This window comes from Paenibacillus sp. FSL F4-0100, from assembly GCF_037993005.1.
GTDB lineage: Bacteria > Bacillota > Bacilli > Paenibacillales > Paenibacillaceae > Paenibacillus_AQ.
Genome location: NZ_CP150303.1, coordinates 3,874,412 through 3,899,770, shown reverse-complemented (window position 1 = coordinate 3,899,770; position 25,359 = coordinate 3,874,412). Strand labels below are relative to the sequence as shown.

The window sequence follows — 25,359 nt, the reverse complement described above, 5'->3', positions numbered from 1 at the left end:
AAGGAAGGAGTGTATTACGAGGCTGGCAGCATCGCACAAGATAAAGAAGCGGAGGCATCCTCGACGGAGGCCGCAGGTCTGGAGCCTGCGAAGGCGTTGGACGGCGCACCGGCCACGCGTTGGGCGAGCGAAGTGCGCGATACGGCTTGGTTCCAGGTTGATTTGGACAGCCAGCAAACCTTCGATACGATCCGCATCGATTGGGAATATGCGCGCGCGGACCAATACCGTCTGAGCGTCTCGGATGATAAGCAGACGTGGGAGCCCTTGAAAGTCGGCAACAATGGCGTGGTTAAAGCTGCCGATGGCAAGAACACCCTGGTATTCCCGGCAACGACGGCAAGATACATCAAGTTTGAGGGATTGAATCGGGCAACGTTTTACGGTTATTCCTTCTATGAATTCGGCGTATACGATCTTGCCCCGCAGCAAGAGCTAAAGACGTTGGACGGCATACAAGCCGCTGTGGAAGCTTCCACGAAGAAAGTCACGATTGACGGTCTGGTCATGAACGGCAAGAAAGAACATTTGTATGTGAAAGTGCTTGACCCAAAAGGCAACATTCAATATACCGGTCAGACGGGCACTGAGGATGACGGAAGCTTCCGCATCGCCTTTACGTTGACCGGAGAAGAGCAAGGGAAGTATACGGTCGAGCTTGAAACGGATGACATGACGACCACCGAGCTTGTAACCTTCGAATACCGCAAGCCGCCTACGAGTGGTGGAGGCAATGGAAGCGGCGGTGATGGCAACGGTGGAGGCAGCGGTGGAGGCGGTCAGGCGCAAGATCCGTATACGTTGCAAGCGGACGGTTCAGTCAAAGCCGTGCTTGTCCCGACGATGAACGGCCAGCAGGCTGCCGCTGCGGTCGGGGCGTCGGATCTGAATGCCGCCATTCAGAGGGCAGTGGCCGACAGCAAAGGTAATAAACATGTTCATGTTGAATTGAAGTCGTCGAATGCGGCTGGGAGCTATGCTTTGGAGCTTCCTGCGGCTAAACTGACGAACCAGTCTAATCTGATTCTGCATGTCTCCACGCCGTACGCTCAGCTTGTTTTGACTGGTGACATGCTGGCAGGAGTCAAGGAGAATGCTGGAAAGTTGCTCGTAATCGTAAGCGATTATGCAGGCGAGTATCGTAGTAACGAAGCGGCCGGGCGGTTCGGCAACAGGCCAATCGTGGAAGTTGCATTGCAACTGGACGGTGAAGCTCTGTCTTGGAAAAATGCGAAGTCACCGATCTCGATTGCGATTCCGTATTCGCTTCAAGCGGGAGAGCAAGCTGTTGATCTGCAAGCTTTCGAACTGACGGGAGACAGCGCTGCGGCAATTAATGGCGCGTCTTATGACAAAGATAAGGCTATGGTGCGATTCTCCATCGACCATGCCGGCGTCTATGCTGTCGGCGGCAAGAGTCCGGCTGCATTCACCGACCTTGGCAAGCATGAATGGGCGCGCGAGGCGATCGATAAGCTGGCCGAAAGAGGCATCGTCAAAGGCACCTCGATCGATAAGGGCACTTTCAGCCCCGCAAATCAGGTAACGCGAGCTGATTTTATCTTGATGCTCGCGAACATGCTTGACCTGCATGCCGAAATCGCCTCGACGTTCGCCGATGTGAAGCCGAATGATTATTACTACGATGCGGTGTCCATCGCCAAGCAATTGGGAATCGCTTCGGGAGTGAACGAAGTTAACTTCGCTCCTCGTGATTCAATCAGCCGCCAGGATGCTATGGTTATGCTGACCCGAGCGCTGCATACGACGGGGGCAATAAAGCCGTCCGCATCCGGTTCAACACTTGAGGGCTTCCGTGATGCGAGCCAGATTGCGCCATATGCTGCGGACAGCGTGGCAACGATGTTCGAGTATGGGCTGGTTACGGGCTCTAACGGCTATATGAAGCCGAAGAGTACGACCAGCAGGGCTGAAGCGGCGACGTTCTTGTATCGCGTTCTTCAATTAATCGAGGGGCAGCTGCAGTAGTAGACGCGGGAACAATTGATTTAAAATTATTTATAAAAAGAACTAATGAAATCCGCTAAATCGTCAGATCGACGGCTTAGCGGATTTTGTGCAAAGATGAATTAAATCAACTTATACATAGCAACCGCACCTCTAAATCGATAGACTCTAGTTAAAGGTTGTTGTAATGAAGGACGGCCGGCTCATATAAAGGGGTGTAATGAATGAACGAAATCATAAAGAAGAAGCTGCTGGACAAAAATGAACTGCTGATCAACATGGTGATCGAACGCGCAAGAAGAGATTTTCGAGACGATATCGCAATTATTGGGCTTACTGGTTCGTTTAGCACCGGGGACTTTCACGAGAAGAGCGATCTTGATTTAATTATCATAAATAATACAGAAAGGGGATGGGGAATATCCGATTGCTTCATCTTAGATGACGTTGGCTATGACATCTATTGCACACCATGGGATACAAGAATACACGCACAATCCATCTTAGAGAGTCCCAACGTATCAAGCCTAACCGAGCTTAAAATTCTCTATTATGCAAAGCCTGAGGATTTGGAGAAATTGAACGACTTTATGCAAAAAGCTCTTGACGCGCTTGCGGAGCCGATAGGAGAAGCGTGTCTTAATCGAGCAAAAAAATGGATCGATCTGGCTAAGCAAGCATACAGCGATACGATGCTGGGTGATAATATCGGTTCAGTGAGACATGCATCTGCCGGCGTTCTGTACAATCTGGTCAATGCCTTGGTCAACATGAACAACACGTGCATCAAACGAGGAATCAAGCGATATTTAGAAGAAATACGCTCGTATCGCTATGTTCCAGATGATCTCGAATCCTTATACATGTCAGTCATCGAAGCTCATACCATTGAAGAGATCCGAATTGCTTCTTTTAATATGTTGAACAGCGTTACGAGGTTACATAGCAAGATGTGTGATAACTTCATTGTTAAACCCGCTCCGACTTTTGATAATCTGAGGGGGACTTACGAAGAATTGTGGTGCAACTACCGCAATAAAATCTTGAACAGTGTTAAAACGAACGATGCCTCCTATGCCTTTCTTTCGGCCTTTGGAGCACAAGGATATCTTGATGAAATGGCTGCGGAGAAAGGAACCAAGAAATTTGATCTCATGCAGTACTTTGAAGCAAGTGATTTACCAGTAATGAAAGAGAAGTTCCTTGAAATGATGGATGAATATGTAGACGAATATGGTAAGGTCGGCAGAGAAGTCGAACATTTTACAACCTTCGAGCAATTATATGCCCATTATATCAATCATTGATCTTATATCCCGGTTCGTAATAAGTCCGCGGAAACGTGACTGTTGACAATCTATCCAATAAAATAGGATTTTTGAAGGGCCGTGTAGAATTAGTTTCTATACGGTCTAATACGAGTTTTAGAACAGAACCCGCGTTGGGTACAATCTCGGGCAAGATATCAGAAGGCCGAATTGATATTAAATCAAAAACGTTGGGAGTGAAAAGAACCACTTCCACGATTAACAGTTACAAGGCAACTTGGAGCACGTTTAGGAAGTGGATGCTTCGGACTGATCCGGATCTGCAGGATGCCGGTCAAGCCACGCAGAAAGATATTGCTGACTTTAAGCGACACATGATGGAGCATGGAGGGAAGGGAGGATACTAGAGCGAGTTCGATTACATTTCTGCGTCCAGATGGGGTTCGAGTTTACTACGCGCACGTAATGGATATAATTGTTTGCGAAGGTGATAAGGTAAAGGCTGGCGATGTTATTGCAAGAGTTGGAAACAACGGATACGCAAGACACCCGCACATTCATATCGGTGCATGGAATGATGAAGGACCGCTACAGATACGTTTTGATCTGAAGGCAATGGGAGACTATCTAAAAGTCCATGGAGACGAGGGGTATTATCTTTAGTTGGCCCATTGAATTATTAAGGCAGCCGGTCATAATGATCGGCTGCCTTGTGCAGGGCCGACATTATATAATGTGGCACATCATATAAGAAGTGTCTAATGACACAAAAGTGTCTACATTTATTATTTGCGAAAAGCTTGACATATCAGGCTTTTTTATTTTTATGTAGAATAATTTGTGTCATCAAAAAATGCACAAAAGTGGCCACATTGTAGGATTTTGACTCAAATGTTACTACATTATAGAGTAGCCTCCATAAAAGTACTAAAAGAAGACACTGAATCCACCTTCCTGAAAGGAGGATTCTTGAGATGTGGGTTGTAAGTGCAGCCGTTTGTTTGTATGACAAAAACCAGAAATAGTAGGGGGATTTAATAAAATGGACTATCGGTTAAGACTTGACGGTGCTCTAGACGAAGTCTATGAGCCTCTATGGCGGCTACCAATTCAACTACTCGATGAAGAATAAGCGCTATTGAGAAGCATAATGTTGCGGCGGCTTCACTTAGTTCGGCATGGCGGTGCGTTTTTCATCAACTCCCACCATACATTCAGTCGCTTGCAGCATACCCTAGGGGTATTTGCACTTACAGCTCATTTTGAACCGGACAACCGTGTGCTGCGGGTAGCGGCGCTGCTGCATGACATCGGGCATCCACCTTTCAGTCAAACGTTAGATTCCCTAGAGGGGGTATCATCACAAATGGACGCGAGAGGCCGTATTTTCAGATGAGATCGTTAACATTCTTTCCCAGGCGAATATCGACGCCGTCGAAGTCATGGACTATATTGATGGTTCACGACGCAGCATTTTAAGGAATAAGGAAGGCACAGTCCATGCTGATCATTTGGACTCTTGGGTTCGGAGTGCTTATATTGGTGGTTATTTGCCTATTTCAACTGGTGAACTTTTAAACGATATGAATTATAGAAATGGTAGCCTTCAGTTTACACCAGAAGGAGGCAAGCTTGTTACTGAGCTAATATGGGAAGAGGCTCGTATGCAAGTATCCACGGCCAATATCGGCATAAACGCGATGATGCGAAAGCTGGTTCGCTGCTTAATAATCAATGGTGATCTTGATGTAACTAACTTGCCTAACATGACGGATATGCATATCGAGCAGTTGCTTTGTAACGATGGAAGAAGCATACGTGAAGAGTCTGAAAGGCTTCTTATGGAATCGTGGCGAATCCGCGTAACACGGGAAAAACCTAACGTTACAGCGGAAAAAACAATTTTGAGCAAACTCTATCTCGGATGCCGCTTATAGGAGACGTTTCGATTGCCGAAACTTCGCAAGACATCCTGGCGACGATCAATGAACTCAAACAGATGCTTGGCACATACTACGTATGGTGGGGTAGCTAGGGTGAAACTTATCTTTGAATTCACTTCCGCTAACAGGGAACATTAGCTGAATAAAGAAAATAAGGCAGCCGGTCATTGTTATCGGCTGCCTTTGTTCAACTAATTGGCAGTTTAGTTTAATGACGACGAGACGGGATTTTAGAAAAAGGTGCGCCATAAAGATTGCCTACTACTTCCTCATCGCAACATAACTATCTGTTCTTTCGTTTGAACAGTAAACGTCGTTATTTAAACTGGGGGTGTTAAATTTGAAGAAATTTCTACTGCCTTTTGTAATGACTCTCGTTCTCATGGGCTTAGTTGGTTGTTCTAGCGCTCAACCAAATGGTGATGATTTAGTGCCAATGGACAAGGTGCTTGAGGAAGAGCAACCGCCTAAGGCTGAAATTCAGATTGGTGAACAAATGTATGAGACAAAACTCGGCACATATTGTTGGGACTCAAAAAACCAAAGCAGATGTGTGGATACAATTGGTCCAGTTGAGCTTTTAAGAGGTGAAAATCCAGTTACTGTACAGCCTGGTGAAGTTATTACATTTGTGATGAATTATGAGCCGCAACCGAACAAACACCATGTCAACCAAATCTATGAAGACATATCTGAAAAAGTTGAAGTGAAAGAAAATAGCTTTCATGCACCTACACAAAAAGGGACATATTTCTATTCATACGGGGTATGGTGGATGGATGAACATGTAGAGAACCTGTCTCACGGTGATGCTTTTTATTATTTCGTCCTAAAAGTTGTTTAGATGGATTCAACTAACGGAGAACGATAGCTCAATAAGCACGAAGAAACGGCAGCTGATGAATTGGCTGTCGTTTTCTCAACTCCCTCAAGAATTTTGATATAATATGGGTATCTGGACTATAAGTATGAAAGGGGAGTACAACAATGAATAAAATTTTGCGTAGCAGCTCGGCGGAAGCTGAGATTAATACCCTTGGGGCGGAACTGATCAGCTTCAGAAAGCTGGATCCGGAAGCTGAATACATCTGGAGCGGTGACGCCACGTATTGGACAGGCCGTTCTCCGGTGCTGTTTCCCATTATTGGTGCGGCCCGGAACGGAGAGATTAAGGTGGACGGCAAAGCCTATAAGATCGGCAATCACGGATTCGCCAGACGCAGCGAATTTACGCCGGTCCAAGAAAGCGACACCCACGCGGTTTACCGCCTCTCTTATGATAAGAAAACCCTGGCCAGTTATCCTTTTAAATTCAACCTATATATTACATATAAACTGAATGCAAGCACACTGGAACTTAGTTACCGGGTGGAAAATAGCGATGAACAGGATCTCTTCTTCCAGCTCGGGACCCACCCGGCGTTCAATTGTCCGCTTGATGACAACGGTAGCCTGAGCGATTACTATCTGGAGTTCGCTGAATCGGAAAACCTTGAAAGGTTGTTCTTGAATTCGGACGGCCTGCTGATCAGCGGCAAATCGGAGCCCGTTCTGAAACAAGAGACCATCCTGCCGTTATCCCATGAAATGTTCGCCGAAGGCGCATTGATTTTCCGAAATGTGAGCTCTCGGCAGATTTCGCTTAGAAGCAAGCACTCCGCCAAAAGCGTAGTTGTCACCTATAAGGGTTTTCCCGACCTCGGCATCTGGCAGCCTTTGAACGCTCCCTTCATATGCATCGAGCCTTGGCAAGGAGTAGCGGATATGGACGTCTTTGAAGGTGAACTTCAAGCTAAAGAGGGAATAATCACCCTGGAGCCGGGGGCGAATTTCACAAGCTCCCTGACCATAGAAATCAACTGACGATCCGAAGGGAGCTGCAGTGTTCTCAACTGGTTAAGCTCGGCTCCATACCATTGCAAAAAGCTTCAATCTATAGGAGAGGGCACTGAAGAACTTACGTTTTTCTTAAGGAGTATGTATAAACTTCAAAAAAGTAGACATTCAACCCCATTTTTAGGAAGAATGTCTTCTTTTTTAGCTCTATTTTATTCAATTTATAGGATGGTCCTATTTGTCGGGTGACAAAAACATAGTAACTTGGGGAGTTCGTCGATTCTATGTCCGCGACCCATAGATTTCATCAACGCAATGTTCATTGCCACTGCGTCGCGCACATCAACCCAATATAGTTGCGAATCTGCCATAGCTCTATCGTCGCGAAGCATGGCATAAATCATATCATTGTGCCAAGGCACAAAGCTTGGTCCCATAATATGCGTAGGGTGGATTATTGTCATGATTTTGTTTGATGTATTTTCATGGGATTGGATAAACGTCCAGGCTGCTTCTTCTTCCATCGATTTTGAAACCATATTGTGGTCGAACAAGCCTTCCCTGTCTTCATTGGTCCAGTCATCCTCTGTAAACGTCGTTTTTGATGGATCTTCATTATAGTAAGCAATGGTTGATTCTGAAAATCGTCCAACAAGCCACCATTCTAAAGTAAGTATTAGAATATCGAAGTGAGGGTAAGGGGTAAAAATGAATTGTACTTGGTAGTAAAGAGTGTTACTCTAAAAGTCTGTGTTCGAAAGTACATTTAATAATAGTCACCATTTTAGTTACAAAGAAAGGCACTACTATGATAAAAGTTGAAAACTTATCCTTCTCATTTCCACAAAAAGAACTATATAAAGACATTTCATTTACGTTAGAAGAGGCACAGCATTGCGCTTTTATTGGAACAAGTGGCAGTGGTAAAAGTACACTGATCGATATACTGATGGATCCAGAAAGATATTTGTTCGAAGGCAAGTTAGAGATAGATCCAACCTGCAAAATTGGGTATGTAAGTCAGTTCTCCCAACTAGACAGAACTAAAGAAACAACTGTTTTTGAATATATCGGAGAAGAATTTATTAAGCTACAAACTGAAATAACAACTATTTGTAATGAAATGGAAACATCATCGGATATTGAGCCGTTACTCGAAAAGTATCAATTCGCTTTAGACGCATTTGATGCAATGGGCGGAGATAATTTTGAGAGTAACATTAATAAGAAATTAAATCTAGCAAACCTCTTGAAGCTAAAAGATGTTAGGGTATCCGACCTGAGCGGCGGGGAATTCAAACTTATTCAAGTAATGAAGGAAATGCTTAATAGTCCAGACTTAATGATCATGGACGAGCCGGATGTATTTTTAGATTTTGAGAACCTAAATGCGCTTAAAAAACTTATTAATACTCACAAAGGCATACTGCTAGTTGTTACGCACAATCGATATCTATTGAATCATTGTTTCAACAAAATTATTCACCTTGAAAACACGGAGATCCAAGAGTTTGATGGGCGATATATTGAGTATAATTTCTCATTACTTCAGACAAAAATTGAGTTGCAAGAAATCGCAGTCGCTGAAGCTGAAGAAATTGAGAGATACGATAACATTATTGATAATCTTAGAGCTATCGCAACTATTAATTCAGAAGCATCTAGAGGTAGAGCGTTAAAAGCTAGAGTTAGATTTCAAGAGAGATTGGAAGCGCGTAGAATTAAGGCACCATTTGTTGATATTAAGCAACCGAATATCAGTTTCGGTATTGAGAATGAAATTGAAGACAGCATTGTTGTAAAAGTCAATAATTATAGTGTTGCCTTTGATGAACTGCTTTTAGAGAATGTGAGCTTTGAGATAAAATCTACGGATAAAGTAGCCATTATTGGTCCAAACGGTACAGGGAAAACGACTTTACTCCGAGATATCTTTAACAATAATCATGATTCCATTGAAATAAATGATGATGTTAAAGTGGCTTATTTATCTCAGAATCAAGGCGAAATGCTAAAGGATTCTAATAGAATACTAGAAGAATTCATCGATGCTGGGTTTAAAACTTATGATGAAGTTAGATCGTATATTTCAAACTATGGCTTTGAAGGCGAAATCGTTAATCAAAAGATTGAATCACTATCTGGTGGAGAAAAAAACATACTTCAATTGGCTAAAGTTTCTGCTAGTAATGCAAAAGTATTGCTTCTTGATGAACCGACAAGCCATTTAGACACATATACACAAATTGCACTGGAACAAGCCATTGAAGACTATAAAGGTGCAATTCTCATGATATCTCATGATTTCTATTCTGTTGTAAATGGTATGGATTATGTATTAATCATTGACAATAAGACGATTAGAAAAATGACTATGAAAAAATTCAAACAGATGATTTATGCTAGTCACTTTGATAAAGACTATTTAGAAGCGGAACAAAACAAAAAAGCAGTTGAAATGAAAATAGAATTGGCTTTAAAAGATACTAATTTTGAATTTGCAAAAGTATTGGTTGATGAGCTAGAAGAGCTAATTAAGTTGCTTTAAATTACAACTCTCTTATTGAAATGATTACAAGAAAGTGAAGTCAGTTACAGCGAATAGGGCTAATGTGAATTAGTCTGAGTTCAACGATGAAACATGATATTGGTGGAAAAGTATCAACAAAAAAGACACTGATGAATAGAATATCAGTGTCTTTTTACTGCATTGATTTCTTGATAGCTCTTGCCTGGGGTGCTTTTATTTTATTTCATTGTAAACAAAAATTTCGCCGTTATGACCGTTATGGTGAACCGTGTCACAGGTAACGGCAAGTTTTTTCAGAGATTCCACCTGGTAAGGTTTTTTTGGGGAGGGGGAGAGATCTATACATGAAGGAGGACACGACAGAACAGAAATCAAAATAAACATAATGTCGGGCGACAAGAACATGGTCCCATAGAAAGTCGCTAATTTAGCGGCTTTTTTGTTTTATCGGTACAAGTTCTTGTCCCGAGTCAAGGACAAGAACTTGTACCGATTGCCGTAAAGGACAAGAACATATTCCGATTACCGATTAGATACATATCTAATTAAAATTCTACAGCTATTTCATAAAATCTTACGGGCAGGATAGAGGAGATAAACATAATAAAGACATATGTAGGCAACTGTCTTTCTCAGCTATCGGGCGCTGGGCAGGTATATGCAAATTGTCAGTACTTAATTAGGTACGACGCATATATTAGAATAATTATTTGAATTGAGGAGGGTGTTAAATGCAACCTCAAATTCCTAAAGATCCTGTGGTTCCTGAATTAACGGAAGTTCAGATAAACGAGTTAACTGATATCGTTTTCTTATCTAAGGAAATATCACCTTGCGATGCTATTTTTGTTTTCGGAGGTACTCATCCAGGGCATTGGGAAGCCACGATTGACGCTTATAATAGAAGCTTGGGAAAAATGATTATTGTCACAGGAGGAGTCAGCCCTACAGGAATTAAGCATGAGAACTGGGTCGATAAAACTGTACCCGAAGCACATGTCATTGTTAAAAAACTAACTGAGGCAGGTATTTCTTTAAATGTAATCATGTATGAAGATCGCTCAAGGAACACTTTAGAGAATGTATTATTCGCTAAAGAAGTATTTAACTTCAATGCTATTGAGTCACTTCTAATTGTATGCAAATCTCATGGTGCGGGCAGGCAATATCGTACATTAGCGAAGCATTCGCCCCCAAAAATTAATTATTTTTCATATGGCTTTGTTTTAAGTTATAATGGCCAAACGATAAACAGAGAAAACTGGATGCATAGTTCAATAGGTCGCTCAAGAGTGTTTGGAGAGTATTTGAGAATCTGTTTTTACGGTGACCGTGGAGACATACTTCGCTTAAATAAGAAAGTGGAGGGACTAACTTATACTATGGATGATTGATATATTCATCTGACAGCGGTAGTAGACTTGTCCGACGTAGGCCTGACCAACATGATTTCAACACTTAGGTGTACAATTTGTGTAACTCAAGACATATGTACAAAATACTATATAATATTAATTTCTAAGTTTTGTTGACGAGTCTATGTTTCTACTCCATACACATACTCAGCTTTTTATTCAAATGGTCTACTATCACCAAAAATGCCGGGATAAAACTAAATCCACATAAAGCAAGGCACTGGTTTGTGACCTCCTTGTTGCGCGGCATTTATGAGCAATCTGAAACAGCTGCCCAAATCGAAGACAAGAAGAAGCAGCTTATTGAATATATGAAATGGCGAGACCCAGAGACATTAAGCGTGTATGAGCATTATTACGATGAACAGAAATTCCGAGATTTGCATGAGAAGCTTCAGGAAAGCTACATGCAACGCGAGAAAGAGTACTTCAAATCAGCTAAGAAGCGCTCAGTGATCAAATCACCTGAAATACTTACGGCTTTTGAGCTTAAGAGCTCCGAGGAGAAACAAGACTGGTTAAATCAATTTTTTGAAGGGATGGAACCGTAGTGTCTACAGCAGTGCAATTACAAGAGGAAATCCAAGACAAAACCTGGGGAACCCTTCTTAGCGGTAAAGTATCGGAGGAACTGTTACTTTTGTCTGATCCAAACGGAGATTACTACTGGGATAAAGTTGAGGAGAAAAATATCAAAAATTTTGTTCGGCAATGTGCAGGTCATCCGTGGGCAAACCATTTTGCATTAGCGCTTATATGTTTGTCCGACCTTATACCTTATAAAAAAAAAGTGGAATAAATTGACAGAACAAGTTGAGTGTGTTAGAATCGATTTAATTTAAAATGAAAAGGCTATGATGAGAAATAGTAGGTATTAGGGATCTCGCAGAGAGAAGATGGTTGGTGCGAATCTTCATTGATCTAATAGTGAAGCAGTCTCGGAGCTGTGAACCGAACAGAGGAATCTTAGTAGGCTTCAACGGAGTTCCACCGTTATTCAGGAAACAATATCGGAGATATCCCGTATTGATAGAGTGCAGAGAAATCTGAAATTAGGTGGTAACACGGACATAATAGTTCGCCCTAAGTTGACAAGAAATATGTCAGCTCAGGGCTTTTTTTGTTTTATTTCTTTTCGTTTGAATATTCGCAGAATAAAGACTTTTGGATTTTCCAAGAATAAATAATAATTAAAATGGAGGTATTGAGCATGCTGAAAATGACACCAGATGAGTTAAGAAAATCATATATTGATTTTATGAAAGGAATAGGGGCTAGCCAAGTGCCCTCTTCTAGCTTGTTACCAGAAAATGATCCCTCAACGTTGTTTACGGGAAGTGGAATGCAACCTATGGTTCCCTATTTATTGGGGGAAAAAAATCCGATAGGTAATGAGATAACTAATATTCAGAAGTGTTTAAGGACAGTGGATATTGATGAAGTAGGAGATACGTCGCATCTGACATTTTTTGAAATGATAGGTCGATGGGAGTTTAAAGCAAATGAAAATAACTATAAGAAAAAGCAAATCGATGCCATTTGGAATTGGCATATTATCGAATTAGGAATTGATCCTGGCAGGCTGTATATCAGTGCTTTTATAGGAAGTGATGATTTGAATATACAGAAAGATACGGAAGCCATTCAAATCTGGTCAGAAAAATTCAAATCAGTTGGTATAGAACCTATTATTGAGGATGATCCATATAAATATGGGACATCTAGAGGTGGGAAAATATTCTTATACGATGAAAAAGAAAATTGGTGGAGTAGAGCCGGAAGTCCATTAGATATGCCTGTTGGTGAACCGGGTGGGCCTGATAGTGAAATGTTCTATGATCTTGAACCAGGCGGTGATTCACTGGATCATCCTGCTTCTGTAAGCGAGAGGTTTTTAGAAATTGGGAACAACGTATTTATGTGTTACAAAAAAGAAGACACAGGATTTGTAAAAATACAAAATCCCAATATTGATTATGGAGGCGGATTAGAAAGGGTTGCAACAGCCCTTAATGGTGACAAGGATATTTATAATACGGCTTTCTTCCTTAATCCCAAGAAAAAATTGATGGAGTTAAGTGGTAAACAATATACTGACGATTTAAAGTCGTTAAGAATCATACTTGATCATGTGAGAGCGGCTACTTTTCTAATTAATGATGGTGCGGAGCCAGCTAATAGTGATGCAGGGTATATAACAAGAAGGTTATTAAGAAGGGCGATTCGTGCAGGTAAAAAAATAGGTATACAAGGAAGTTTTGTGGGTGAGCTGTCTGAAGTTTATATAGATGAAGCAACAGCTTATGAAGATTTGATCGGTAATAAAAAGAAAGTTATCGAAATAGTAAATAAGGAAGAAAATCTTTTCTATAGAACTTTACAGCAAGGAGAATTTGAAATACAAAAACATCTTAAGAATAAGGGTAAAGTTACAGGTGCAGATGCCTTTTATTTTTACGAAACATATGGGTTTCCCTTGGAGTTGACGGAAGAGTTTCTAACTGAAAGTGGATATAGCATGGAGGACAAGGCGTCTTATATAGAGGCGGCAAAGAAACATGCTGAAAAGAGCAGAACTGCTTCTGCGGGTAAATTTAAAGGTGGATTAGCTGAACATTCAACAGAAACAACAGCGCTGCACACGGTATCTCATTTATTACTTGCTGGTTTAAGGGAAGTTTTAGGTGATCATGTTCATCAACAAGGAAGTAATATTACTTCAGAACGATTACGGTTTGACTTCAACCATGATGAAAAACTTACGCCAGAGCAAATAGCTGAGGTGGAAAAGTATGTGAATGATGCGATTTCATCAAAAGCAGTTACCTATATTTCAGAGATACCTAAAATTGAAGCGAAAGAAAATAATGTTGAAGGGAATTTTTGGGATAAATATCCGGATATCGTTAAGGTGTATACAATCAAAGATAACGAAGGGAAAGTTTGGAGTCGAGAAGTATGTGGAGGACCTCATGTAGAAGATACAACAAACTTAGGAAAGTTCAGTATTAAAAAAGAACAATCTTCTGCTGCTGGAGTTAGAAGGATTAAAGGAGTAATTAATAAATATTTCCAGAACGCGGAACAATAGCTGATGTTTTAGGATTGCCATTTGTAACAACGTTATGAGTTGCCGGGAATCCAGGATGAATGATAAATCCGGCATTCGAAGAGGGTTTGACATCGCTTGGCCTTTGTTGGCGGTACCGGAGCACAGTATTCAAAGAAAAAGCAATTCGGATTAAATCCGAATTGCTTTTTTACTGCAAGAAAGGGGATAAAAAAAACAGAACGAAAATCGAGCTATATGGTGTATGACACTAAATGAAAATTGTCGAGGGACAAGAACATGGTCCCAAAGAAAGTCGCTATTTTAGCGGCTTTTTTGTTTTATCGGTACAAGTTCTTGTCCCGAGCCAAGGACAAGAACTTGTACCGATTACCGTAAAGGACAAGAACATAGTCCGATTACCGATTAGATAAGCTAACGGGCAGTTTACCTGGATGGTGACTAAGTAGCAACCTATTCAAGAAAGTGTTCATCTGATTATAATGAGGAGGTGATATTAATGAAGAAAATGAATAGCTTCATTATAATGTTAGCTTTAGTAGTGTGCATGTTTTTTGCAGGCTGTACAAAGGCAAATACTGAGTCAGAACCAATACAGACTCAACCATCGGCCACGAATACTTCTACAAATGAACCATCAGATTCAAACAGCAATACAAATCAATCTGATTTAGTCGGTTCCGTTAAGGTAGAAAACAAAGGTTCCGATACTAAAATAACTTATACTTTCAAAAATCAAAGCGAAAAAATGGTGACTGTTATTGGCGGAGCAAGATATAAGTTGTTAAAAGACAACAAAGTAGTAGACGAAGGTGGGGTTCCAATAAAAGACTACATAGATTTGGAGCCTGGTCAGGACTATACAGATATAAAGAAATTTTCGAAATTGGAGCCCGGCTCATACAGAATACTTGTAGATTGGAACAAAACCATTGTATCTGCTGAATTTGTTCGAGACTAAAATTCGTTACGCTAACGGGAAACGATAGTGCAATAATACAAAGAAAAAGAGTGACTCTAAGCTTTGTATTTAGATTCATTACGGTGAACCGTACCATCGATAGTGGTAAAGCAGAGGATTGAGTTGAAGGTGGATGCGGCGATGCTAAATGCCCAAAGAAGGGCTTAAGCATGCGGCACATGTGAAATCAGTCATATTGATGGAATGGGGGAGCGTGCTTAAATATGCTGCGCTCCTTGTTATATGAAATGTATAATGGACTTAATATAAGACATTTTAAAATCAAAGGTGAGGGTTATGTTATGCCAAAAAATGATAATATGCTAACAATTCTATGGATGTTGAATTCGGGAGAGAAATTGACTGCAAAGCAAATATCGGAAAAGTTAGAGATAAATATAAGAACAGTTTATCGGTATATTGATGCACTATGTGCCAGTGGCGTCCCTATCATATCCGACACAGGGCACAATGGCGGGTATAGTTTGCTGCACAATTTTATCAAATCTCCTCTGCTATTTAGTATTGATGAAAAAAAGACACTGCTTCATGCTGCCCTATTTGCAAAAGAAGCCGGATATCCTTTGAGTGAGGCATTAGAGAATGCAACATCCAAGTTGAAAATGTATTCGAATCAGGAGCAGGAAAGTATACTAAGCCATCATTTAGCCGGATTTGAAGTAATAAACCGCAGGGGATACCCCGCTGTTCAGCCGGTATTGCAGGAATTGGAGCACGCTGTAGCAAATGAATGGTCTGTAGAAATTTCTTATCGTAACAGTCATGAAGAGCAGTCCCCAAATAGGGTAATAGACCCCTATGGCGTGGTTAATTGGAACAATAAGTGGTACACAATTGCATTTTGCCACCTGCGGAATGAGATCCGCAGCTTTCGGGTAGAACGAATTTTGAACATCACACGCACGCCATTCTCATTTAGGCGTCCCAATGATTTTTCAGCGCGTACTTTTTTTATGAAAAATCTGTTACCAGATGTAGTAGGTAAATCCGGATTAATTTCTTTAATTATTGGTGGCAGGGCAGAGGCGTTGGATGATTTATGCATACATTGGTTTTTGGAGCATCATTTGCAGGAGCGGACATCAACGCAAGCAATTTTTTTACTTGAGGAAGAATCACTGTATACACATGTTCCGTATATAATTCTTCCCTATGGGAAATCCATTCAAGTTATAGAGCCACAGAATCTAAAGAATAAACTTGTGGCGGTTGCTTCAGAGTTAATGGAATATTATCAAGTTTAACAACTTCACTGACAGCAGTTGTCAGTGAAGTTGTTTTATTATAATGATAACCACTCATTAAAGATGAATGGTTGCTGTTACCTAATAAACTTTATGAGGAGCACTTAAAAATGAATAATACAGTATATCTTTATGTGTTTGATACCATGTCCGATTGGGAAATAGGTTATTTAGCCGCCGAGTTGAACTCTGGAAGACATTTCAGACAGGGGCTGGCTCCAGCAAAAATAGTCACCGTTGGGATAGAAAAGACTCCAGTAACTACAATGGGCGGATTGAAAATAATGCCTGACATTAAAGTGGATGAGTGCAGCATTAAAAGCGTAGATGCACTGATTTTACCTGGTGGAAATACATGGACAGAAGCTATTCACGTGCCCATATTAAAAATTGCCGAGATGTGTTTAAAGGAAGGGATAGTAGTTGGAGCAATTTGCGGTGCTACCTTAGGACTTGCTCAAGCAGGATTGTTAGATTCACGTTGGCACACAAGCAATGATTTGGCCTACCTTAAAATGGTTTGCCATTCTTACACGGGCGAAGAATATTACAAAGTGGAATCTGCTGTCACCGATGGGAAATTGATCACCGCATCCGGAGTAGCTCCATTAGAATTTTCTGTTCATGTTTTAAAAGCGCTAGATGTATTTTCTCCAAAAACATTAGACGCTTGGTATCGTCTTAATAAAACTCATGAACCTAAATATTTCTACGAGTTAATGAATTCAATCCAATGACAGTATAGGAATACAAGGCATGTTGATGCTGTGTGTCGCTTATCAGGAAATAGTTTATTGGAGCCACATTTACCTACAATTGAAAAAAGGTTAGGCACTCTGAAGAAGATGGTTTCTGTACTGTACTGTACAGGAGTCAGTTGAGCAATCGACGTTGACACGCATTAATGTAGAAATGTGCTTTCCTTACGCGACTTCCTTCAAAGGGGACCTGGGAGAGGGCGGCGTGTTCGCCGTTGGCGAAGGCGCGTTTAAAGTCGAACCGCCTCCATATGAATTGTCAGCCTTCAAGCCGCTTGATTATTATAATCCGCCGGAGGATCTTTTGGAGCAGATCATTGAAGATCAAGTAAAGGGTGTCGAGCAATCTGTCAAATATATAATGGCTCTAAGAGATAAATATTGCAGGTAACTTTCGATCACAATCCTCTACGGTTTCATAAAAACGACAAGTCGTATTCTCTTGGTATTACACGAGGGAAATCGAAATGTCGTCTTTTTTTGTCCCAATGTTATTACATTGCTGATAGGAACAGATCGAATCAAGTTCGTTGATAGAATGTAGAAATCGTTGCTAAGTGAGGTAGTTTTGCATACTGAATAACCATAAAATAAGGTTAGTTAGGAGGTTAGTATCGATGGAATGTACAAGTCTTGGTAGAAGCACATTGAATTTTAACAAAGACTGGAAGTTTATTCTTGGGGATCCATCGGGAGCCGAGCTGAGGCATTTGCCCGATGACGAGCTATATGGTGTGTATGTGTCGGGGGACAAGAACATAGTCCCATTGAAAGTCGCTAACTTAGCGGCTTTTTTGTTTTATCGGTACAAGTTCTTGTCCCGAGTCGAGGACAAGAACTTGTACCGATTGCCGTAATGGACAAGAACATGAGCCGATTACCGATTAGATAAGTATCTAACTATGTTTCCATGCAATTCATTAAGCTAACGGGCAGGTTAGTGGAACAAGTTGGTTTTGAGCACCGCTTGATTTCATCTAGGGCATGTTAGGACATGAAAAGCATCGACTATTCAAATATATGCCCAGCTGCGAGGGGAACGAAGAAGAGAGCTATACAATCGCTTTTTTAGGCACATGGATGAGTAGTAGTGACCTAATGAATAAATTGCTGTTACTCAACTAAAGGGTAAATTAGTAGATAAATTTACCTGTATTATTAATTGCTAATTCATGTAAAATTTATTGGTAGTATGAATAATTAAGAGTGAGGAGTAAATATGAAAATCATTATTTTGAAAAAACCAATTTTGTGGGTTGTTTTTATATCATTATTAAGTGGCACTTTAATGATTGGTCCAATGAGTTCTTATGCCGCAAATGATGACTATGATGCATATGGCGGAGTAAACGGTTTGCTATCTGAGGGTAGATTATATGCCCCTCTCCGTAGTATGGCGACGAATTATTCATTTAGATACGATGAACAACTTGATAAATATTTTGATGTAAAAATAACTTGGAATCAGAAGACAAAAACTGCTTCACTAACTAAAGGCGGGAAGACTTTTAATGCTACTGTTGGTAATGGAGTATTGTTGAAAAATGGCTCGGTGTATGTACAATTTAAAGCTTTAAGTAACTTCTTCTATCCGAACGATTATATCAAATGGGATACATCTACTTTGACAGGAAATTCTGAGCACATTACGGTATATGCTCGTCCATTGACAGATAATCAAGCATTGACTCTTGCAAAAAATGCGATGTCCAAAAAGAAATACTGGATTCAATTTCATAAAAATAACGTAGAAATAGGTCTTCCTGAGTCAGAGTATATTCAATGGAATAAAAGTCTTACTAAATTTAAAGCGGTCTTTCATTCAGATGGGATTGTTGGCGACTATAACTATAGCTACAGTATTGAAGCTGAGATGACTAAGAAGGTTAATGATTGGACTATTACTTCATTTAATTATTTCGATGGTACAAGGATATATTATCCTTAATCATTACCTGGTCAACCACTAGCCTGGTCATTAGTGGATAGGCATTAAACTCATTGATGGTGATGCCTTAAAGATAGACAACTTACTCGATTACGTGATAAGATTTGCTTAAATCGTGAAGCGCGCGTACAAGAGAGCCGTATGGGAAAGCATCCCTACGGCTCTTTTAATTTCTAATGAGCGTTGGAATTATAAAGAAGGTTTTGATGTTGCAAAAGAAAACGATAGAATACTGGTTGTTCGCGGCAGGGCTGATATCGAATCGCCACTAAGCGAAATATTGAATTATGAAATGCCCAACGCAATCTGGCTTACTGTGAAGAAATCTTATTATGACGCAACTACGGTAGGTGACAGAATAAGCATAAGTATCGGAATTCGAGGTACTGGAATAATTGACATGTCTTTTCCAGTCCAGGCAAAAGAGGAATTAAAAAATATGATTAAGCTAACGAAGAAACGATAGCTCAATAAATCCAAGAAAGCAGCCGATCATTGAGATCTGCTGCTTTTATTAAGCTAACAGGCAGGTTAGGGATTTAGTATTTGAATCATTACAGACAGGAGAGGAGTCAAAGATGTCGGAAGAAAAGAACATATTCCCATTGAAAGTCGCTATTAGCGGCTTTTTTTGTTTTATCGGAACAAGTTCGTGTCCCGAGCCAAGGACAAGAACTTGTTCCGATTGCCGCAAAGGACAAGAAGATGTTCCGATTACCGATTAGATAAGTATCTAACTAGGATTCCATGCAATAAGTTCATTTCCTCAAATCTAAACAAAATTTATATTATTCAGTGGCTCATCATACCGTATACAATTGCTGCTTGTGTCGCTTTTGGTGCAGGTAAAGTCTCAGAAAAGTGGATTGTACCGGCAGGAATAGTCATCGGAATCGCTAGTATACTATTAGCAAAGTGTGTAGGAGGAAGGAAAAGAAATCCTAGCACAAGGCACTAAAAGGAACAGACTTTGAAATGTCGAGGGATAACAATATTTTTCACATGGAAAGTCGCTAATTAGCGGCTTTCTTTTGTTTTATCGGTCGGTTTAGGTGTTATCCCTCATGCATTTAATTACTCAAGTAACTATAGATGTTGATTAAATTAATTTGATTTCGCCAATCCGCTTCTGAATTCCCTAAAACCTTTAGGTGTTTTTCCTTGGTCCTTTTTAAAGGATTGTATGAAGTGATTCACATGATTGAAGCCCACTTTGCGAGCGATCTCGGTAATCGTATCCTCCGAGGATACCAGTAGTTCGCAGCTTTTTTTAATCCGATATTTTATGAGGTACTCATATGGAGTCATATGAACAGTCTTTTTAAAACTTCGTGTACATTCCGAAATGCTCAAATGCGCCGTATCGGAAATCTCGCGTAGCGTGATAGGATTCGAGTAGTTCTGATGGATAAAGCTTAGCATGAGCTGCAATCTTTCCTGCTGCCGTTTTGCGTGTTTTGGCGCTTCCTCTTGCGGCAGCGAAAGATTAGATATTAGGATGAACCAGAGCTGTACGGTCTTGATCGAAATCTCATATTCCCATCCCCAGCTCTTGCTCCCATTGAATACTCGTTGCATGTTCCAAAGCATGTCCAATACTCGCTTTTCCCACTCCGCGATTTCTGTAATAACGATAGAAACGAATGAAGAACGGGTGTAAGGTAGCACATACTTCTCTTCCATTGTACTGTCCGTGTGAAAGGCGAGTAACTTTTCGGGGAAGTTAAAACTTACATATTCACCATCATGACTCAGCTGTGTCGTGACATGAAGAATTCCTTTGTTAATCAGAATAGCCTGGCCGGTCTTTAACTCATGATCAATTCCGTTTACTTGAATCACGAGTGTTCCTTTCGTTACTAGCGTGATCTGCAGTTCTTCGTGCCAGTGCAGGTCGTTAAATCCCCGTCCTTCAGGAACGCTCGTAAAGAGCGTATGGGTGTACATGATGTAAGGAAACGAACGATCGGGATATGCAATTGTTTCGTACAGCGGTTTTGGCATGTCAAAAACCTTCTTTCTATGACGATATATCTATATTATCCAGTGATATATTTGCACAATAAAATTGAAAACGATGATATTATTATATCATATCTATGGCTTATCACTAGAGCCTGTGCACAGACGATCGGATAAGACCTCTTGGAGGGTTTTAAGTGAAAGAACGCAAAGCGTCGTCATTGCTTCATCCTTATGTACTTCTTTTTATCGCCATTCTATCGGTTTCCGTTTCTTCAATTATGATTAAATCTTCAGATACGCCAACCGCCATAGCAGGTATGTATAGGCTTTATATTTCAGCGGTCATCATGCTTCCTTTTGTCCCTTGGAATACGATCCGCTCATTAAACTTGAGCGCCAAGGAGAGGGGGACGTTTTTTCTGGCTGGTCTGCTCCTGGGATCGTATCTCTTATTCTGGATGGAATCGCTCGTTTATACTTCGGTGGCAAGTTCCATGGTCATCTTAGCGATGCAACCGTTGTTTGTCATGATCGGTTCGTATTTTGTCTTCAGGGAACGAGCTGGGATTCTGAGCGTGCTTTGCTTAGTGACCGCGCTGCTAGGTTCAATCATAATCGCTTGGGGAGATATAGGTGTTTCTAGAGAAGCACTCATTGGGGACGGATTGTCTTTAATCGGAACCATACTTGTGTCAGCTTATATGCTAGTAGGGCAGAAGTTGAGTCAGAAAATCCATGCCAATCTGTATAGTGTCGTGGTCTTTTTTCTCGGGGGAAGTGTTCTGCTCATCTACAGCATACTAAGGGGCTTTCCTTTAACCAACTATGATTCTTCGGACTGGACCTATTTCCTTTTACTTGCGATTGTTCCCACGATCTTCGGCCAGTATATTTTCAATCGACTGCTTAAAACCATCGGTGCTACAACAGTATCGGTAGGTATTATTGGAGAACCAGTTCTGGCAATTATGCTGGCTTATCTCTTCCTGGGAGAAACCATCTCCATCTTTCAGTTCGTAGGTGGATTGATAACGCTGCTGGGTATGCTGATGTACTTTTGGCGGCAATCACTGCAATATTCAGCGTCGAAGCGTCTTTCGTATTAAATAGCGTCAAAACAATAGGAAATTATAGATTGGGAGGAATTACGAATGGCAACCTTTGATGACTTTCTAAAACTGGATCTTCGTGTGGGCACGATTATTAATGCTGAATTTTTTTCCAAAGCCAAAGTCCCGGCTATCAAACTGGAAATTGACTTTGGTGCGGAAATTGGTATTAAAACTTCCAGCGCACAAATCACCAAAAGATATACGGCTGAAGATATTGTCGGACAACAGATTGTGGGAGTCGTCAATTTTCCACCGCGCCGGATCGCGGGATTCAATTCGGAAGTTTTGGTTCTGGGCGGACTGCCAGAACAGGGGGACGTTGTGCTGTTGAAGCCAGATATCAATATACCCAATGGAACACAAATCGGTTAATATAGTTGAAACCCACCAAAGGATGGACTACTTTTGGAGGGTTTCCTATATGGATTAGAGTAACCTACTCAATCTCAATGGCACAGACTGTCGGAGGACAGAAACATTGTCCTATTGAAAGTCGCTATTATAGCGGCTTTTTTGTTTTATCGGTACAAGTTCTTGTACCGAGCCAAGGACAAGAACTTGTACCGATTGCCGTAAAGGACAAGAACATGGTTCGATTACCGATTAGATAAGTATCTAATTATGTTTCCATGCAATTTCATTAAGCTAACGGGCAGGATAGTTCAATAATGCCATGTTATAATGAGGATAATTAAAGCGCTTAAATTAAATAAATCAGGAGTGATACTAGAATTTGATAAGAGTAGATGTGTTCGTTCTTACAAATCGGCTTGAGGATTACAAGATTGTTTAGGCGGTGAGTGGCTTGCCAATGTCTGAATATTATTTGAATTTGCGTAAGAAGATAGGAACAGAATTAATCTTTAATCCAAGTGTTGCTGCCATTGTTCGCAATCAACGAGGGGAGATACTGTTCCAACGATCATCACTTAATAGTGACATCTGGAGTTTACCAGCAGGTGCTATTGAAATTGGAGAAACACCTGCTGAGGCTGTCGTTCGAGAAGTTTGGGAAGAAACAGGGTTGAAAGTTACTCCTAGGAATGTAATTGGTGTTTTTGGTGGGAAAGACTTTAGATTTACTTATCCTGATGGCAATCAGGTGGAATACATCATTGTCATGTTTGAATGCACTATTAATAGTGGGAGTTTAGAAGCAATTGATGGAGAATCGGCTGAATTACAATTTTTTAGTGTTGACTCGATGCCCAAGTTAGCTATCCCTTATCCAAGAGAAGTCTTTTACCCAAGTAACTCCGAACGAACATTTTTCTAAAAAAGAGCTTAATTAATAAACTAATGAAAATCTATCGTTAATTCAAAACAGTAAGGAGCAGTTAGCTAATTGATAGCTGCTCCTTTTACATTGAGCTAACGGGCAGGATTGTTCAATAACTTCGCGAATACTTTGAAATGGATAATTTTCGTGAAGTTCAGTGTTAGCTGAAAGATACGCAAAAATGAAATTATGAAAGGCTGATTCTATTGAAGCCAGGGATTATAGTTCTTCTTAATGGTACTTCAAGTTCTGGAAAGACAAGCATATCTAATGAATTATTAACTCAAAGTGATATCCCATTTCAACATTTATCATTTGATAATTTTATTAATGGGCTATTTCATAGTTATAAAGATTTCATTAACAGCACATATCCGAGTATGGAAACAAATGGTGCAGAGGATGGACAATTAGTAAATCAAATTCTTGCAGATCCGTTGATTTCATTATACTACTCGACAATAAAACTATTATCTGCGATGGGAAACAACGTAGTTGTAGATTCTGTTATAGGTAATGATAAATGGTTCAATACTTGTATTGAATTATTCTCAGATCACCCTGTCATATTCGTAGTAGTTAAATGCTCAAAGGAAGAACTTGCTAGAAGAGAACAACTTAGAGGAGACAGGGAGATTGGTTTAGCAAGTTCACAATACGATAACGTGTATTGCTTTAATGAATATGATCTTGAATTCAATACTGAAATAATGAGATCGAGTGAATGTGCCAATGAGATATTAAATTTAATAAGATCTAATAAAGAATACACTGCTTTTAAGAAGTTGATTAAGGGAAAAAGTGTAAGTAAGTAGTTCAAAGAAGGCGTATCCATCAGATAACATCATATTCACGCTTTGGGTCATTCGGCTCTCGGTCCTGTTAAGCTAACGGGAAACGTTAGTTCAATACAGAATGGAGCAGTTCGTTCGGTATCTGCTCTTTTTACAGTGAGTTAACATTTATTTAGTATAGTAAATACAGTCCTTATGAGCTAAGGAACGACTCTTGCGATTAATAATTTATAGTAAAGCTAACAACATACATATCCAGAGGTGAAAAATGAAAATTGAAGTTGAAGTTAATGCGTTTGGAAAAGATGAGGTTCAAGGAACAATAGATAGTTTCAAAAAATCAGAAATAGTTCGTGTATATGAACTTTCGAAGGATACAACTTTACGGGGTAGAATTTAAGGGGATGAATCCTGAACCTTACATAATTGCATGCTATCCGGAACACAAACACCAATTTATCGAAATGGTTGGACAGACAATAAATTCCTTCTGCTCTTTTTCATTAAGCTAACGGGCAGGATAGCGTGGCTGCAATGCGGAATGAGTAAAGAACTGAAACAAAGGATTGGATGATAAATTTATGAATGAGAAACAAATGTATAAACCACTTGATTACCTCTCGTCAAATGAGGTGCGGGAACGCCTAAATAGAAATCAATTAGATGAGCTTTTGACTCTACCTCTTTCAGTAGGCGAAAACCATCCCAATTGGAAGTTTGCGCAAGATGTTTGTGTTTATCTTTCAAGCCATGAATCTTCTGCGGTTAGAGCAAATGCTGTTTTAGGATTTGCATATATCTCTAGAACAAAAGGACAGTTAGAAAAACATATTGTTAAACCCATCATACTTAGAGAACTTCGTGAAAATGTTGAGCATAATTGGAGAATTGTTGATTCAATTGAAGATATCAATTTGTTTATGAATTGGAATTTGGCTTCTAAGAAAAATTAAATGTTAATTTAAACAGAAGCATGGAGGAGCAGTTCGGCCAGTTCGCAGCTGCTCTTTTTTATTAAGCTAACGGGCATGATAACATGTTCTCCTCAATAGCCGGCCGGCCGAACGGCCTCCTTCTTAACATCCTAGAATAATTCTTATTTGTACGTCCTGTTTTCCCCATGAAAAAAATCCCCTCCAGCAGACAAACGTAAGTCCATCTTAACAGATGTCTCTTTTTTTTCGTCCACCATGAGGGGAGAACACCATATATGCGGCTTTTTTGTTTTAAGTGTGGAAAATTGTCAC

General features: G+C 40.4%; 24 protein-coding genes and 1 other annotated feature. Of the genes, 23 read left to right on the top strand and 1 reads right to left on the bottom strand.

Annotated features, from left to right (window positions below; genetic code table 11):
* Positions 1–9: 9 nt before the first annotated feature.
* The 17 genes from MHH48_RS17620 (at position 10) to MHH48_RS17540 (ending at position 19,428) form a co-directional block, all read left to right on the top strand.
* Positions 10–1,989: an S-layer homology domain-containing protein gene (locus MHH48_RS17620; RefSeq protein WP_256720605.1), complete on the top strand. Its 1,980-nt coding sequence runs from the start codon at positions 10–12 to the stop codon at positions 1,987–1,989.
* 203 nt (positions 1,990–2,192) lie between these two features.
* The gene (locus MHH48_RS17615; protein ID WP_076323542.1) at positions 2,193–3,275 is read left to right on the top strand and encodes a nucleotidyltransferase domain-containing protein; all 1,083 of its coding nucleotides are present in this window, start codon (positions 2,193–2,195) and stop codon (positions 3,273–3,275) included.
* Positions 3,276–4,678: 1,403 nt separating this feature from the next.
* Positions 4,679–5,173, top strand: a complete 495-nt coding sequence (locus MHH48_RS17610) for a hypothetical protein (protein ID WP_076323539.1) — start codon at positions 4,679–4,681, stop codon at positions 5,171–5,173.
* Positions 5,174–5,519: 346 nt separating this feature from the next.
* Entirely contained in the window at positions 5,520–6,023 is a 504-nt protein-coding gene (locus tag MHH48_RS17605; protein WP_076323538.1) for a hypothetical protein, read from the top strand.
* 143 nt (positions 6,024–6,166) lie between these two features.
* Complete coding sequence (locus MHH48_RS17600) at positions 6,167–7,042, top strand: aldose 1-epimerase family protein (protein WP_076323537.1); 876 nt, start codon at positions 6,167–6,169, stop codon at positions 7,040–7,042.
* A gap of 781 nt (positions 7,043–7,823) precedes the next feature.
* Positions 7,824–9,563 carry an ATP-binding cassette domain-containing protein gene (locus MHH48_RS17595; RefSeq protein ID WP_076323535.1) on the top strand — a complete coding sequence of 580 codons (1,740 nt, stop codon included), beginning with the start codon at positions 7,824–7,826 and terminating at the stop codon, positions 9,561–9,563.
* A 713-nt stretch (positions 9,564–10,276) separates the two neighbouring features.
* On the top strand, positions 10,277–10,939 hold the full coding sequence (locus MHH48_RS17590) for a YdcF family protein (protein ID WP_076323534.1): 663 nt from the start codon (positions 10,277–10,279) through the stop codon (positions 10,937–10,939).
* A 248-nt stretch (positions 10,940–11,187) separates the two neighbouring features.
* A complete protein-coding gene (locus MHH48_RS17585; protein WP_076323533.1) occupies positions 11,188–11,511 on the top strand; it encodes a hypothetical protein in 324 nt (107 codons plus the stop codon).
* Positions 11,511–11,759, top strand: coding sequence for a hypothetical protein (locus MHH48_RS17580; protein ID WP_076323532.1), 249 nt, complete (start codon positions 11,511–11,513; stop codon positions 11,757–11,759). Before MHH48_RS17585 ends, MHH48_RS17580 begins: the two co-directional genes overlap by 1 nt.
* A 46-nt stretch (positions 11,760–11,805) precedes the next feature.
* Positions 11,806–12,049 (top strand) — a binding site (T-box leader).
* 121 nt (positions 12,050–12,170) lie between these two features.
* The gene (locus MHH48_RS17575) at positions 12,171–14,051 is read left to right on the top strand and encodes an alanine--tRNA ligase (RefSeq protein ID WP_076323531.1); all 1,881 of its coding nucleotides are present in this window, start codon (positions 12,171–12,173) and stop codon (positions 14,049–14,051) included.
* Between the two features lie 478 nt (positions 14,052–14,529).
* On the top strand, positions 14,530–14,991 hold the full coding sequence (locus MHH48_RS17570; RefSeq protein WP_076323530.1) for a hypothetical protein: 462 nt from the start codon (positions 14,530–14,532) through the stop codon (positions 14,989–14,991).
* Between the two features lie 302 nt (positions 14,992–15,293).
* Positions 15,294–16,256 (top strand): YafY family protein, encoded by a 963-nt coding sequence (locus tag MHH48_RS17565; protein WP_076323627.1) that lies wholly within the window; start codon positions 15,294–15,296, stop codon positions 16,254–16,256.
* A 110-nt stretch (positions 16,257–16,366) separates the two neighbouring features.
* Complete coding sequence (locus MHH48_RS17560; RefSeq protein ID WP_076323529.1) at positions 16,367–16,993, top strand: type 1 glutamine amidotransferase family protein; 627 nt, start codon at positions 16,367–16,369, stop codon at positions 16,991–16,993.
* Between the two features lie 154 nt (positions 16,994–17,147).
* On the top strand, positions 17,148–17,405 hold the full coding sequence (locus MHH48_RS17555; RefSeq protein ID WP_256720604.1) for a hypothetical protein: 258 nt from the start codon (positions 17,148–17,150) through the stop codon (positions 17,403–17,405).
* 226 nt (positions 17,406–17,631) lie between these two features.
* Entirely contained in the window at positions 17,632–17,871 is a 240-nt protein-coding gene (locus tag MHH48_RS17550) for a hypothetical protein (RefSeq protein ID WP_340386312.1), read from the top strand.
* Between the two features lie 362 nt (positions 17,872–18,233).
* Positions 18,234–18,962: a stalk domain-containing protein gene (locus MHH48_RS17545; protein WP_076323527.1), complete on the top strand. Its 729-nt coding sequence runs from the start codon at positions 18,234–18,236 to the stop codon at positions 18,960–18,962.
* Positions 18,963–19,077: 115 nt separating this feature from the next.
* Complete coding sequence (locus MHH48_RS17540) at positions 19,078–19,428, top strand: hypothetical protein (protein ID WP_076323526.1); 351 nt, start codon at positions 19,078–19,080, stop codon at positions 19,426–19,428.
* A 638-nt stretch (positions 19,429–20,066) separates the two neighbouring features.
* On the opposite strand, the gene MHH48_RS17535 is transcribed toward MHH48_RS17540, so the two are convergent.
* Complete coding sequence (locus MHH48_RS17535) at positions 20,067–20,966, bottom strand: AraC family transcriptional regulator (protein ID WP_076323525.1); 900 nt, start codon at positions 20,964–20,966, stop codon at positions 20,067–20,069.
* A gap of 155 nt (positions 20,967–21,121) precedes the next feature.
* Here MHH48_RS17535 and MHH48_RS17530 point away from each other — a divergent pair, with 155 nt between their 5' ends.
* The 6 genes from MHH48_RS17530 (at position 21,122) to MHH48_RS17505 (ending at position 25,065) form a co-directional block, all read left to right on the top strand.
* A complete protein-coding gene (locus MHH48_RS17530; protein ID WP_076323524.1) occupies positions 21,122–22,033 on the top strand; it encodes a DMT family transporter in 912 nt (303 codons plus the stop codon).
* Between the two features lie 45 nt (positions 22,034–22,078).
* Positions 22,079–22,411, top strand: a complete 333-nt coding sequence (gene csaA, locus MHH48_RS17525) for a chaperone CsaA (RefSeq protein WP_076323523.1) — start codon at positions 22,079–22,081, stop codon at positions 22,409–22,411.
* Positions 22,412–22,844: 433 nt separating this feature from the next.
* On the top strand, positions 22,845–23,315 hold the full coding sequence (locus tag MHH48_RS17520) for an NUDIX domain-containing protein (protein ID WP_076323522.1): 471 nt from the start codon (positions 22,845–22,847) through the stop codon (positions 23,313–23,315).
* A gap of 209 nt (positions 23,316–23,524) precedes the next feature.
* Positions 23,525–24,133, top strand: a complete 609-nt coding sequence (locus MHH48_RS17515; protein WP_076323521.1) for an AAA family ATPase — start codon at positions 23,525–23,527, stop codon at positions 24,131–24,133.
* 247 nt (positions 24,134–24,380) lie between these two features.
* Entirely contained in the window at positions 24,381–24,512 is a 132-nt protein-coding gene (locus MHH48_RS17510; RefSeq protein WP_256720603.1) for a hypothetical protein, read from the top strand.
* Between the two features lie 181 nt (positions 24,513–24,693).
* A complete protein-coding gene (locus MHH48_RS17505) occupies positions 24,694–25,065 on the top strand; it encodes a hypothetical protein (RefSeq protein ID WP_076323520.1) in 372 nt (123 codons plus the stop codon).
* The last annotated feature ends 294 nt before the right edge of the window (positions 25,066–25,359 follow it).